Source organism: Terriglobus albidus (assembly GCF_008000815.1).
In the GTDB taxonomy this organism is placed as follows: Bacteria; Acidobacteriota; Terriglobia; order Terriglobales; family Acidobacteriaceae; genus Terriglobus; species Terriglobus albidus_A.
Genome location: NZ_CP042806.1, coordinates 3,893,232 through 3,906,232, shown reverse-complemented (window position 1 = coordinate 3,906,232; position 13,001 = coordinate 3,893,232). Strand labels below are relative to the sequence as shown.

Below are 13,001 nucleotides of genomic sequence, written 5' to 3'. Positions count from 1 at the left end.
GATGGCAGTGCCAATCTCACAGATGCTGACGGTCGCAAGTTATGTCCTGAAGCAGAAGATCAAAGGCAACAAGCGGTATCCGCTGGTGCTGATGCTGGAGCCATTGTTCCGCTGCAACCTCGCCTGTGCTGGTTGCGGAAAGATTCAGTACCCGGCTCACATCCTCAAGACGGATCTGACACCTGAGCAGTGCTTTGCTGCCGTGGAAGAGTGCGGCGTGCCGATGGTCTCCATCCCGGGCGGCGAGCCTTTGCTGCATCCGCAGATGCCGGAGATTGTTGCAGGACTGGTAGCGCGCAAGAAGTACGTCTACATGTGCACCAACGCGCTGCTGCTGAAGGAAAAGCTCCATCTCTTCACGCCAAGTAAATATCTTTCCTTCTCGGTGCACGTCGATGGTCAGAAGGAGCACCATGACTTCGCCGTCTGCCGCGAAGGTGGCCATGACCAGGCGATGGAAGGTGTTCGTGAAGCGGTGAAGCGTGGCTTCCGTGTCACGACGAATACGACTCTCTTCGATGGCGCCGATCCGAATTCGGTGCGGGCTCACTTTGATGAGCTCACACGCGCCGGTGTCGAGAGCATGATGGTCTCGCCGGGTTACACCTACGATAAGGCGCCGGATCAGAGCCACTTCCTGGGTAAGGCAAAGTCGCGCCGCATGTTCCGCGCCATCCTGTCGAACCGCAAGAAGGAGTGGCAGTTCAACTCGCACCCGCTCTTCCTCGAGTTCCTGATGGGACAGATTAACTTCGAGTGCACCCCTTGGGGAATGCCGACCTACAACATCTTCGGTTGGCAGAAGCCCTGCTATCTGCTGCAAGACGGTTACGCCGATTCCTTCAAGGAACTGATCGAAGCCACCGAGTGGGCCAACTACGGCGCAAAGAGCGGCAATCCGCGTTGCGCCAACTGCATGGTGCATTCGGGGCACGAGGCTTCGGCGGTGAACTATGGCTTCGGATCGCTGCGTGGTTTCATCCGTACGGCCAAGGCCTATATGAACGCACTGTACTCCGATGCAGGAGCGCAGAAACTGCTGGATGAGTGGCAGCCGGAACATCGCGGACCATTGGTTCAGATCGCTACGACACCCGCCGCGCAAACCGGCGAACTGGTCTCAGGAGACTAAGCCTATGTCGACAGTGCAGCAGGAAGCGGGAAAGATCGATCAGTTGAAAGAGCATTCGGCTGATGAGCTCGAGGTTGTCGCCGGTCGTGAGCGGGAGAATCTCGAGGGCTGGATTCCGGCTCTTGCCTCCGACGAAGAAGTGCGGGAATCGCTGGAAAAGGCCTTCGACTATCGCGGAGATGTGACGATCACGAAGAAGGACGGCGTCATCCTCGAGGGGTATATCTTCGACCGCCGCTCCGGTACATCGCTGCGTGACTCCTTTATCCGCATCATTCCGGCCAAGGGAGACCGCGCAAAGGTCAACGTGGCTTACGGCGATATCGCAGCTCTCGCATTTACCGGCCGCGACGCTGCCGCCGGCAAGTCCTTCGAAGCCTGGGTCAAGAAGTACTGGGAAAAAAAGGCCGCGGGCGAAACGAATATTGGAATTGAAGCGGAGAAGCTGGACTAGAGCATTTTCCCTTTGGGTGTCATGTAGGGCGTCCTCATCTATGGGCGTTTCCGCAATGAAAACGCCGCTGTACGCCTCCTTCGGGATACCCAGCACCAGGGAAAACGCTCTAGCTACTTACCGGATGTGGGTTACATTTACCCGCATCGTCTTTGTGTGAGGTTATGAAAGTCTTTCTCACCGGAGCGACAGGGTTTGTCGGTAACCACGTTGCGCGCCTGTATGCCGACCATGGCGCACGGTTGCGTCTTCTGACGCGCGGCACAAATAATGCACAGCTCGAAGGTATCCCCGCGGATGTGATCGCCGGAGATCTGCGGCGGCCCGAAGAGCTTCGGGCCGCGATCAGCGGGTGTGATGCCGTTGTTCATGTGGCTGCGGACTATCGTCTATGGGTCCGCGACCCGGACGATATGTATCGGGCCAATGTCACGGGTACGCGTGAATTGTTGCGTATTGCCCGTGAGGAAAGCGTGCCCAACTTTATCTACACATCGAGTGTTGCCACCATGGGCTTTAAGACCGATGGCACAATCGTCGATGAGAATACACCTGTCTCGCTGGCAGACATGGTGGGCCATTACAAAAGATCGAAGTTCCTTGCGGAACAGGAGGCGATTGCAGCGGCCAAGATGGGCCAGCGTGTAATGATCCTGAATCCGACGACGCCGATCGGCGCCCGCGATGTTAAGCCAACTCCAACTGGCCGTATTATCGTGGACTTTCTCAACCGCAAGTTTCCGGCATATGTTGATACCGGCCTGAACCTGGTGGATGTTGCGGAGGTCGCCCGTATGCATCTTGCCGCACTTAATACTGGCCGAGCGGGAGAACGGTATATTCTCGGAGGAGAGAATCTAACGCTGAAACAGATTCTTGACCGCATGTCGGCGATCACCGGGCTACCTTCCCCCTCAATGCGGGTACCCCATACGGTCGCCATGATCTTCGCCTTCTTCGACGAGACGTTTACCGGCAAATTGCGCGGGAAAGAACCGCGCGCTACTTTGGAGGCTGTGCGTATGGGCAAGAAGAAGATGTTCGCATCCTCGGCCAAGGCAGAGCGAGACCTGGGATTCAAGGTGCTTCCGGTGTACAAGGCGCTACGTTCGGCTATCGACTGGTTCGTGGAGCATGGATATGCTCCCGTATATGAAGGGAAGCGGGCCTGATGGAAGAATGCTTCGGTATCGTTGCGGCGCTACCTGGAGAACTAAAGCCCCTGGTTGCCGGCTGGCAGCAGATGGAAGCAGTAAACGGCGTGAATGCGTGGAAGCATCCATCCCGCAGTATCTATGCCGTGTGCGCTGGAATGGGATCGGAGGCTGCCCGGCGCGCGTTTGACCATCTGACAACCATTTGTAATCCAACGACAGTATTGTCGATCGGCTGGGCGGGCTCGATCGATCCGCGCCTGCCTGTTGGGTCCGTGCACTATCCTTCGCAGATCGTCGACAGCGAAGCGGAGGAGCACTATCCATTACATCTTGACGGCACGATGTTGCTGATCTCGGCCGACAAGGTTGCTGACCGTGGAGAGAAGTATCGTCTGGCGCTGGCTTATTCCAACGCAGCCCTCGTGGATATGGAGGCTGCTACCATCGCTGCTCTTGCCTTTGCTAGAGGTTGCAAGTTCCGTTGCATCAAGGCGGTCTCAGACGGCGCGAATGAAGAGCTGCCGGATATGAATCCCTACATCACCAAGGATGGAAAATTCGCTACGGCGCCTTTTGTCGCCAGTGTGATGGTGCGTCCGTGGTATTGGGCGGCTCTCACACGTTTTGGAAAGAATGCAAGGCTGGCCGCGGAGAATCTGGCCCTTGCCGTAAAGAAGGACCTGAATCTATGAGTTCGTTGGAAGTCCCCGCAACCATGCGGGCAGCCGTTTACCGCGGCATTGATGATGTACGCATTGAAACCGTACCCGTCCCCGAGATCGGTCCGGGAGAAGTTCTCGTCAAGATCCATACCTGTGGCATCTGTGGCACGGATCTGAAGAAGATCCATACCGGATCCCACTCGGCGCCCCGTGTCTTCGGGCATGAGATGAGCGGCACTGTCGTCAAGGTTGGTGAGGGTGTAGAAGGCTTCGCGGTCGGTGATCGCGTTATGGCCTTTCATCATATCCCGTGCGGCGAGTGTTATTACTGCCGCAAGCAGACCTTTGCGCAGTGTGAGACTTACAAGAAGGTGGGAACGACCGCCGGCTTTGCGCCCTCAGGCGGAGGATTCGCGGAGTATATCCGTGTCATGGACTGGATCGTGAAACGCGGCCTGGTGAAGATTCCCGAGGGTGTGCCGTTTGAACAGGCAGCCTTCATTGAGCCTGTGAACACCTGCTTCAAGGCGATCAAGCTTCTGGAACTTCAGCCTGATGAGACTGTGCTCGTGATCGGACAGGGTTCGATCGGCGTGCTGCTTGCGGCGCTGGCCGCACGTACCGGCGCTACCGTATTGACGAGCGATATGTTTCCTGAACGCCATGCCGTCGCCGCAAAGTTCGGTTTGAAGCACCCGATCGATGCGAGAGGGGATGTCGTTGCTGCCGCGCGGAATGCTACTGAGGGCCGTGGAGCCGACGTCACACTTGTAGCTGTTGGCAGCGATAAGCTGATCCCTCTGGCAATGGAAGCGACCCGGCCCGGTGGCCGCGTGATGCTCTTCGCGTCTACACAGCACGGAGAAGCGATCTTCGACCCTGCCGCCGTTTGCATGGATGAAAAGACGCTGATGGGTTCCTACTCCGCCTCTGTTGCGATTCAGGACGAGGGCGCGCAGCTTGTGTTGGACGGCTACAAGAACGGCTTCGATCTGACGCAGTTGATCTCACACCGCTTTACGCTCGAAGAGGCAGTGCAGGGAATTCATCTGGCGTCGAATCCGCAGCCGGATTCGATGAAGATTGTGATTCAGCCATAACGTTCTTGTATGTCATTCCGCAGGAATCTGCTTTCCTCATTCAATATTCAAAGGCGGAAAGCAGATTTCTCCGCCGCGCCACGGAATGACAAACAAAAATAGATTCTGCAAAAAGCCTAGCGATGTAATGCCGGCTTCTGCGAACGAAGCCACTGCAGCAGACCTGCTGGATCATCCGTGATGATTCCATCCACATGGGCCTCGCTGAGTATCTTCCAGCCTTCGATGGTATTTGCCGTATAAGGAATCACCTGCAAGCCTGCCTTGTGAGCCGCGGCGACCTCATCCGTGGTAGCGAGGCTTTCGTCTGGGCTCAGAATGTTCGCGCCAGAGACAGCAGCAATATGCGCAAAGCTTTTGTCTTTGTCGGTAATCCCCATGAAGCCGTCGTACTTTGCCTGACCGAAGAGAGCGGAGAGGCGAATCTGCGGATCAATCTTCTTCATCGCGTGTAGCGTCCGGAAATCGAAGCTCTGCAGGATGACGCGCGATTGCAGTTGATGCTTGCGCACAGCCTCATCGATCATCTTCGCGAAGACCTCAGGTGAAGGTGTGAGCTCCGGACGTGCCGGAGAGATCTTGGTCTCGACATTGAAATCGAAGGTTCCCTTTGGCGCTAGATCCAGAACCTCCTCGAAGGTCGGAATGTGCGTGTTAGGCACGGCTCTTTGTTGGGGGAAGGCTGCCAGTGTCTTTGCGCCGCAGTCGTACTGCCTGATTTCCGCCAGTGTCAGTGAGTGGATCAGCGTGCCCGGAGGAAGCGCAGGTCCACTGCAGACGCGCTCGTTGGCGAGGACTGCCTTCATAAAGGCATCCGTACCTTCAGGCTGCACCAGGTATGGAGAATGCGAGACGACCAGGACGTTATCTTTCGTGACTGCCAGGTCGAGCTCGAGCGCATCGGCGCCTGTATCGATGGCGTATTGAAACGCGGGCAGCGTGTTTTCAGGACGAGCAGCCCGGCCGCCACGGTGGGCGTGGACGAGGATGGTCTCTGATGACACCGGCAGTGTCGCGATCAACAGAAGAAGGCTAAGAGCATTTTTCCTGTAGGTGTAGCGTAGGGATTCCGCATCTGTGAGCGTTTTCCGCAATGAAAACGCCGCTGCACAACCCTTCCGGGATACCCAGCAACAGGAAAAATGCTTTAGACGGACTCGCATACAGCATAGCGTCATGGATGCCGGTTAAAAGAGAATGAAGCCGGCTTGTGGCCGGCTTCGAGAGGAATTGATGAATCTTGATCAGGCCAGCAACTGCCGCGTCAGCTTCACATAAAGCTGCACGCACTCCAGCAGCTCTTTCTTCGAGATCTTTTCATTGGGTGTATGCGCTACGTGAATCGATCCGGGACCAAGAAGGAACGGCTCGCCCCAATTGGTGAGCTGCGGAATGTCCGTGGCATACTTGACCACTTTGGTCGGCAGCTCTGTCTGCAGCTTCCGCATCTTTACGAAAGGGAGATGCAGCGTGTACTTCGCATCGCAGCGGTCATTCACGGCCTTATCGACCAGCTCCTGTACCTCTTCTGCCGGACCGACAAGACGGACAAGGATATGTGCCTCTGCGGCATCGGGGATGACATTCGGAGCACGCCCGCCGGAGATAAGACCAACGTTCAGCGTCGCCGGCCCGATCTCGGGCTCAACTGGGAGCTCCAACGCACGGATGTCGTCGAGTACGTCCAGCAGCTTCTCGATGGCCGAGTCGCCGAGCTCCGGATAGGCGGAGTGCGCCATCTTTCCCTTGGCGCGGAGCTCGATTCGCAGGGCGCCTTTGGTGGCGGTGGCCAGGTAGTTGTCTGTCGGTTCGCCATTGATGAGGAAACGCGACCCCTTGGGGTCCTTATTCGCGGCCTTGGCGCCAGCGGAGTCCCGCTCTTCTCCGACAACGAACAGCAAACCCACCTTACACCCTTCAGCACGAAGAACCTCGGCAGCCGCAATCTGGCAGGCGATGATGCCTTTGGCGTCGCAGGCGCCACGACCATAGACGTTCTCTTCGTCCTCAGAAGAAGGGAAGAACGGTGGCACGGTGTCCATGTGGGTGGAAAAAACAATCTCAGGTGTCACGCCGGGAGCGCAGGCATAGACATTGAATCGCTCGGACTCACCGGCGGGTGTTCCTGCAAGCTCGGTCTGCTCCACCCGGGTAGTTTCAATCTCGTAGCCCAGTTTGCCAAGATAGTCCGCCAGGAAATGACCTGCGGGGCCTTCAAAATAAGTAGTCGATTCGATATCGACGAGTTGCCGTGTCAGTTGGATGGGATCGATCGCCATGCTCTCCCCAGCATAACTGAAGCGTACAGGCAGGCCGTTATGATGGGTCTGTGAGCTTTGCCTCGAAGATTGAAGCAGTGGATGACCTCCGCGGTCCGGCGGGACGCCTGGAAGCGATTCTGAACACAGGGAAAGAAGACGCTCCCTATGCTGCCCTGGTGACGCACCCCCACCCTCTCGGGGGTGGCACCATGCATAACAAGGTTGTCTACCAGGCGATGAAGGCGTTCAGTCACTTCGGCCTTCCGGTGCTGCGGTTCAACTTTCGCGGTACTGGCCTGAGCGAAGGCAGTCACGACCAGGGGATCGGGGAGCAGGATGATGTGCTTCAAGCGCTGCAGTGGCTGGATATGCGTTTCGGCAGGCGGATCCTTTTCGCCGGGTTTTCCTTCGGTTCGAACGTAGGGATGAGGGTTTGCTGCACCGACCAGCGCGTTCCGGCGATGGTCGCTCTCGGACTTCCCATTGAAGCCGAGGGGCGACGCTACCACTATGACTTCCTCTCGGCGTGTTCGAAGCCGCGGCTGTTTCTTTCGGGGGATCACGACCCGTACGGTCCGGTCGCCGAGGTCGAGCAGGTGGTAGCGCAGCTCCCCGAACCGAAGCGGCTGGTGTGGATTGGCGGCGGAGATCACTTTTTCGCGGGTACCGCCGGTTCGCCGGGATCGAAGCTCGATCAGATGCGCGAAACGATGATCTCGTGGCTGGCAGAGTCCGTCCAGGGATTGACCGTCTAGCAGATCAAAGCCGCGAACTCTCTAAGCAACGTCAGATTTATGGGCGGCTACACGATGGGGAACTGTGTTGCGACGCAACCAGTCGGCAAACAGCAGATTGGCTTCATGCGGCGCTTCGTCAAAGACCAGGTGGCCGGCTCCGGTGATCACTTGCAGTTCCGCCTTGGGGAGGCGCCGCAACAGTTTCTCCGAAAGGTGTACTGGCGCCGTACGGTCTCTGTCACCCCAGAGCAGCAGGACGCGATGTTCCGGCAAAGCGGCCAGTGCATCATCGACGACATTCATATTGTGGTGCCAGAGTTGAATGATCGAGAGAATATGCGTCACTGCACCAGGGCGCCGCAAGGCACGCAGGTAGAGGTCGAGGGTCTTTTCGTCAGCGTGATCCGGGTCGCCGTACATCCGGAGGAGCGCCAATTCCTGCAGGCGGCGCGGAAGATCGGTGACCCGGTGTCCGAACCAACGGCCCAGTGCAGTGCTCCAGAACTCAACGACGGGCAAAAGACTGGTTGCGGCGGTGGTCGGAGGCGCCAGCAAAATCAGCGATGCGACCCGTTCCGGATATTTCGCGGCAAAGACAACGGCGACGGAGCCTCCATAGGAGTGCCCGATGAGATGGCCGCGCTCGATTCCAAGGCTATTGAAGAGCTGTAACAACCTTTCGGCCGAAGTCGCAATATCGGCATTCTGCTCATTCACCCAGCCATGACGTTCGCAGGTTAGCTGGTCGACAGCAATGACGCGATATTCCCTGGCGAGGATAGAAAGGTTCCGGTGCCAGACGTCCGCAGCTCCGAGTAGTCCATGCAGCAGGACGACCGGATAGCCGCTGCCCGCCTCCAGATAACGCATGGTGCAACCGGGGGACACCTCTCTCTGCCCCGGCTCGGCAGCCGGCTCCGGGAGAGCAGATGTCATCCATTCCAAAAGATTCATTTGCCCCCGATTCACACGCTGGGATGCGTCCAGGATTCCGGAGGGATGCCTGCTTACTAGCAAGGAAGTTGTGCTGTCAAAAAGGCCAGCAAGACTACTTATTCCATATTTTGTAGTCGCCTATGACGTTTGGAATGGATGACCGTATCTTTTTCAAGAACTTGGCGTTATTCATGGGTGTAAAAATTTGGTCTTTAACGTGCAAGAATGATGTTGATAGTCTCAATGGAACTCTGATGCCAAAGGCCTTTCAAGTCCGCATCACGGCAATTGCGCTTGCCCTGTTGACGGCTGCGGCCTGTGCGCTTGGCGTCGTGAACTTTCTGCGGGAGATCCACTTCGAGCTGCCGACCGACGGTGTGTCCTGGATGGAGATCCAGGGTGGACTGAAGGCAGAGCGGGTTCCTGCTAATTCTCCAGCGCAACGAGCCGGCATTCGTCCGGGAGATGTGCTGATCGCCGTTGATGAGCATCCCACTCCACGGGTCGCAACCCTGAATCGGCAGATCTGGCGCCATGGCGTCTGGTCGCGGGGAACCTATTCCATCGTACGGAACGCGAAGGCTCATTTCGACGTTCAGGTAATCTTTGAGCCTACAGACCGATCGATCAACCAGGGCATGCGGTTGATCGGCCTGGTGTACCTCGGCATTGGTCTTTATGTACTTTTCCGGCGCTGGACCGCGCCTGGATCGATGCACTTTTATCTCTTCTGTCTGGCCAGTTTTGTCTTGTACGACTTCAAGTACACGGGCGAGCTGAACAATCTGGATTGGACGATCTTTTACGCGAATCTATTGGCGCAGGCGCTCCAGCCCGCACTTTTCCTGCACTTTGCCGTAAGCTTCGGTCGCATCTCCAACAGCCTGCCGCGGCGTATTCTCTCCGCCGCCCTTTATATTCCAGGTTTTGTGGTTGCGGCGCTGCAGATTATTGCCTTCACCACATGGTCTGCGACGGAACAGCTCCACCATCGGCTGGATCAGATTGCTATCGGCTATCTGTCAGCGTTCTACGTTACGGCAGCGATTGTTTTCTACACCCGCTATCGCCGGGCGCGGTCGGGGTTGGAACGGCAACAGCTCAAGTGGCTCTCGCGTGGAGCCCTGATCGCCGTTATCCCGTTCACGCTGCTTTACACCATTCCGTACATGGCGGACTGGGACATCTGGCCGATCGTTGCGAAGCTCTCTGGCCTGTCTCTGGTCTTTCTGCCGCTAACGTTCTCATGGGCGATTGTCCGTTATCGCCTGATGGACGTTGATCTGATCTTCAAGCGCGGTGTCACCTATACGCTCGCTACCGCAGGTCTGGTTGGTCTTTATTTCGCAGTGATCGCTGTTGCGGCGGAGTTGGTGCATACGCGGCTTCCCAGCCTGCGCGCCTGGGGCCTGGTGGCGGCAATCGTCGTTACTTCGCTGATCTTCGATCCGTTGAAGAACACCATTCAGGCCCGCGTCGACAAACTCTTTGATCGTCGCCGCTTCGACTATCGCAGCACGCTGGTCGATTTCGGCCGCAGCCTGTCTTCCCAGACCGATATCAACCTGCTGACTCGCTCGATCGTTGAGCGTCTGCAACAGACGCTGCTGGTCACGCGCGTTGCCCTCTTTACCTCAAGCGAGCCTGGAGCTCCGTTGCATCTGGCTGCATCGCACGGCCTGAATGATGTGCCGGTGAACGACCTTAGCTTCCTGCACTTTTACGGGCAGGCACGGCATCTCTTTCTGGAGACGCCGCAACATGCGATGCACCTTACAGAAGAGCAGCAGGCAACCGCCGCCGCGCTCGATCTGAACTATTACCTTGCCTGTACGGTGGGTGAGCCCGGAACGGGAGCACAACGGACCATCGCTGTGATTGGGCTTGGGCGTACTTCGCGTGGCGACTTTCTGTCGTCGGAAGATATCGAGGTACTTGAATCGCTGGCGGGATATATCGGCATTGCGATTCAGAATGCGCAGCTCTACACCCGGCTGCAACGCCAGGTCACCGAGTTTGAGCGGCTGAAGGAGTTCAACGAGAACATCGTTGAGTCCATCCATATCGGTATCTTTGCGGTCGATCTGGAAGACCGTATCGAGAGCTGGAACGCCGAGATGGAGGTGATGTACGCGACACCGCGTGCCGCCGCGCTTCGGCGGCCATTGAACGAGGTCTTTTCTCCGGAGTTCCTCGGCGAATTCGAACGGCTCAAGACGGAAGCTACAACGCATACGTTGTACAAGTTCCGTCTGCCGACGCCGTCTGGGGAAGTCCGTACCGCCAATATCGCGATTGCACCCTTGCTGACGCGTGATTTCGTCCCTGTCGGCCGCATCGTGCTGGTGGATGACATCACCGATCGCGTCAACATGGAAGGCCAGCTTGCCCAGGCCGAGAAGCTCTCTTCCATTGGCTTGCTGGCGGCCGGCATCGCACACGAGGTGAACACGCCATTAGCTGTGATCTCTTCGTATGCGCAGATGCTGACCAAACATGCCGGCGCCGATCCTCGTCTGTCTCCGATCCTGGAGAAGATCACGCAGCAGACCTTCCGCGCCTCAGAGATCGCGAATGGCCTTCTCAACTTCTCACGCACCAGTACCACGGAGTTCACGCATCTGGACATCAATCTCGTGATACGTGACACGCTGGCGCTCCTTGAGCACCAGATGAAGACCTCGCGCATCAAGCTGGATGTTGAGCTGGCTCCAAATCTTCCTCTCATCCGCGGGAATCAGGGCAAGCTCCAACAGGTGGCATTGAATCTGATGATGAACGCCAAGGATGCAATGTTCAATCGCGCCGAGGGCTACCTGCGTGTGCAGACTGAGGCTGTCGGGAACAATGTTGTGCTGCGTATCGGAGATAACGGCAGCGGAATTGAGCCGTCACACCTGCACAAGATCTACGACCCATTCTTTACCACCAAGCTCCAGCCTGCTGTGGGCCAGCGGAAGGGAACCGGCCTCGGCCTCTCCGTAACTTACGGCATCATGCAGGAGCACAATGGCAAGATCGACGTCGAGAGTGAGCCTGGCGTCGGTACCGTCTTCATCCTAGAATTTCCTGCCTTGGCTGATGTGACACGGCTAGGCAACGAGGCCAGCGGACGAACGATTCATGCCTGAAGCATTAACGGTAAACCCGCCGGACGCGGGCTTTATGCTGCCTGCCGGCAGCGGACGCATTCTGATCATTGACGATGAAGCTGCCATCCGCGACTCGCTGGAGACCCTTCTAACGTTGGAGGGGTTTACGGTCACCATGGCCGAGGAGGGAAACTCCGGTCTGGACCTGTTGGCCCGCGAGGAGTTCGATCTCCTGCTTCTGGATCTGTCTCTACCAGGCGAAAGCGGCATGGATCTGCTGCCTAGAATCAAGGCGTCTCATCCTCAGCTTCCGGTCATCATGATTACCGCATACGGCGCGGTCGCGAACGTTGTCGAGGCGATTCGCCTCGGAGCGGAAAACTTTGTCCAGAAGCCCTGGGACAACGAAAAGCTGCTGGCTGACATTCGGTCTGCAATTGGCAAACGCCGCGCTGAGCAGGAAGTACTGCAACTGCGCCGAACTCTCAAGCAGCGCTATCAGTTCACGAATATCGTGGGCAAGAGCGATGTAATGCTCAAGCTGCTCGATCTGGTGGCGCAAGTGGCCGCTTCGCGTTCGACTGTCCTGATTTATGGAGAGAGTGGCACGGGCAAGGAGCTGATTGCCAAAGCAATTCATGCAAACTCGCCGCGGAAGGACAAACCCTTTGTCCCGGTGAATGTGGGCGCTGTCCCTGCGGACCTGCTGGAATCAACGCTATTCGGCCATATGAAAGGAGCTTTTACCTCGGCAGTCGCTACGAAGAAGGGACTCTTTGAGGTTGCTCATGAAGGCACGCTCTTCCTGGATGAGATTGGCACCATGCCTCTTGAAACCCAGGCCAAGGTGTTGCGTGCCTTACAGGAACGTAAGTTCATGCAACTCGGCGGAACGCAGGAGATCTCGGTCGATGTGCGCATCCTTGCTGCGACCAATGTCGATCTGCAGCAGGCAGTGAGAGAGGGACGTTTCCGTGAGGATCTCTTCTATCGCCTGAATGTCATTTCTGTAGAACTGCCGCCGTTGCGCAATCGACGTGAAGATATTCCGCTGCTGGCACAGCACTTCCTCAAACGTTTCTCAGAGGAGAATGGCCTGCCGGAGCGCACGCTCTCTCCTGACGCTATGCGGCTGGTCATGGACCATAGCTGGCCGGGAAATATCCGTGAGCTGGAAAACGCGATGGAGCGCGGTGTCGTTCTGTCGACTGGATCGCAGATCACACCGGACCAGCTGCCGCCTCAGTTGACCGGCAACACCTATTCGGCAGCGTTGATGGAACATGCGCCGTCGGCAAGCCTGGCCGACATAATGGAAGAGATCGAGCGCCGCATTATTGGCGACCGGCTGGAGCGTTGCAACTGGAATCAGACCGAGGCCGCAGCGTTCTTCAAGATTCCGCTGAGCACGCTCAACCAGAAGATCAAACGCCTGAACATTGAGTTAAAGAAACGCGGAAAGGAATAGGA

The 13,001-nt window shown here is 57.2% G+C and carries 11 protein-coding genes; 8 read left to right on the top strand and 3 right to left on the bottom strand.

Annotated features, from left to right (window positions below):
- Position 1: 1 nt before the first annotated feature.
- The 5 genes from hpnH to FTW19_RS15260 all read left to right on the top strand — a co-directional run bounded on the left by hpnH (position 2) and on the right by FTW19_RS15260 (position 4,505).
- Positions 2 to 1,132 carry an adenosyl-hopene transferase HpnH gene (gene hpnH / locus FTW19_RS15280; RefSeq protein WP_147648430.1) on the top strand — a complete coding sequence of 377 codons (1,131 nt, stop codon included), beginning with the start codon at positions 2 to 4 and terminating at the stop codon, positions 1,130 to 1,132.
- 4 nt (positions 1,133 to 1,136) lie between these two features.
- Entirely contained in the window at positions 1,137 to 1,586 is a 450-nt protein-coding gene (locus FTW19_RS15275) for a hypothetical protein (RefSeq protein WP_147648429.1), read from the top strand.
- 164 nt (positions 1,587 to 1,750) lie between these two features.
- On the top strand, positions 1,751 to 2,758 hold the full coding sequence (gene hpnA / locus FTW19_RS15270) for a hopanoid-associated sugar epimerase (protein WP_147648428.1): 1,008 nt from the start codon (positions 1,751 to 1,753) through the stop codon (positions 2,756 to 2,758).
- Entirely contained in the window at positions 2,758 to 3,435 is a 678-nt protein-coding gene (locus tag FTW19_RS15265) for a nucleoside phosphorylase (protein WP_147648427.1), read from the top strand. The genes hpnA and FTW19_RS15265 overlap by 1 nt, the downstream gene beginning before the upstream one ends.
- Entirely contained in the window at positions 3,432 to 4,505 is a 1,074-nt protein-coding gene (locus FTW19_RS15260; RefSeq protein WP_147648426.1) for a zinc-dependent dehydrogenase, read from the top strand. The genes FTW19_RS15265 and FTW19_RS15260 overlap by 4 nt, the downstream gene beginning before the upstream one ends.
- A 116-nt stretch (positions 4,506 to 4,621) precedes the next feature.
- On the opposite strand, the gene FTW19_RS15255 is transcribed toward FTW19_RS15260, so the two are convergent.
- Positions 4,622 to 5,599 carry a glycerophosphodiester phosphodiesterase family protein gene (locus tag FTW19_RS15255; RefSeq protein ID WP_246153328.1) on the bottom strand — a complete coding sequence of 326 codons (978 nt, stop codon included), beginning with the start codon at positions 5,597 to 5,599 and terminating at the stop codon, positions 4,622 to 4,624.
- Positions 5,600 to 5,749: 150 nt separating this feature from the next.
- Entirely contained in the window at positions 5,750 to 6,784 is a 1,035-nt protein-coding gene (locus FTW19_RS15250; RefSeq protein ID WP_147648424.1) for a M20/M25/M40 family metallo-hydrolase, read from the bottom strand.
- A 50-nt stretch (positions 6,785 to 6,834) separates the two neighbouring features.
- On the opposite strand from FTW19_RS15250, the gene FTW19_RS15245 reads away from it, so the two are divergent.
- Positions 6,835 to 7,521: an alpha/beta hydrolase gene (locus FTW19_RS15245; protein ID WP_147648423.1), complete on the top strand. Its 687-nt coding sequence runs from the start codon at positions 6,835 to 6,837 to the stop codon at positions 7,519 to 7,521.
- Between the two features lie 21 nt (positions 7,522 to 7,542).
- Here FTW19_RS15245 and FTW19_RS15240 read toward each other — a convergent pair whose 3' ends face one another.
- Complete coding sequence (locus FTW19_RS15240; protein WP_187142999.1) at positions 7,543 to 8,439, bottom strand: alpha/beta fold hydrolase; 897 nt, start codon at positions 8,437 to 8,439, stop codon at positions 7,543 to 7,545.
- Positions 8,440 to 8,693: 254 nt separating this feature from the next.
- On the opposite strand from FTW19_RS15240, the gene FTW19_RS15235 reads away from it, so the two are divergent.
- Positions 8,694 to 11,570, top strand: a complete 2,877-nt coding sequence (locus tag FTW19_RS15235) for an ATP-binding protein (protein WP_147648421.1) — start codon at positions 8,694 to 8,696, stop codon at positions 11,568 to 11,570.
- Positions 11,563 to 12,999, top strand: a complete 1,437-nt coding sequence (locus FTW19_RS15230) for a sigma-54-dependent transcriptional regulator (RefSeq protein WP_147648420.1) — start codon at positions 11,563 to 11,565, stop codon at positions 12,997 to 12,999. The genes FTW19_RS15235 and FTW19_RS15230 overlap by 8 nt, the downstream gene beginning before the upstream one ends.
- Positions 13,000 to 13,001: the final 2 nt, after the last annotated feature.

Bases quoted from the DNA above. Each gene is read 5' to 3' on its own strand.
- hpnH (WP_147648430.1), top strand. From the start codon at position 2: ATGGCAGTGCCAATCTCACAGATGCTGACGGTCGCAAGTTATGTCCTG.
- FTW19_RS15235 (WP_147648421.1), top strand. From the start codon at position 8,694: ATGCCAAAGGCCTTTCAAGTCCGCATCACGGCAATTGCGCTTGCCCTG.
- FTW19_RS15230 (WP_147648420.1), top strand. From the start codon at position 11,563: ATGCCTGAAGCATTAACGGTAAACCCGCCGGACGCGGGCTTTATGCTG.
- FTW19_RS15260 (WP_147648426.1), top strand. From the start codon at position 3,432: ATGAGTTCGTTGGAAGTCCCCGCAACCATGCGGGCAGCCGTTTACCGC.
- FTW19_RS15265 (WP_147648427.1), top strand. From the start codon at position 2,758: ATGGAAGAATGCTTCGGTATCGTTGCGGCGCTACCTGGAGAACTAAAG.
- FTW19_RS15275 (WP_147648429.1), top strand. From the start codon at position 1,137: ATGTCGACAGTGCAGCAGGAAGCGGGAAAGATCGATCAGTTGAAAGAG.
- hpnA (WP_147648428.1), top strand. From the start codon at position 1,751: ATGAAAGTCTTTCTCACCGGAGCGACAGGGTTTGTCGGTAACCACGTT.
- FTW19_RS15250 (WP_147648424.1), bottom strand. From the start codon at position 6,784: ATGGCGATCGATCCCATCCAACTGACACGGCAACTCGTCGATATCGAA.
- FTW19_RS15240 (WP_187142999.1), bottom strand. From the start codon at position 8,439: ATGACATCTGCTCTCCCGGAGCCGGCTGCCGAGCCGGGGCAGAGAGAG.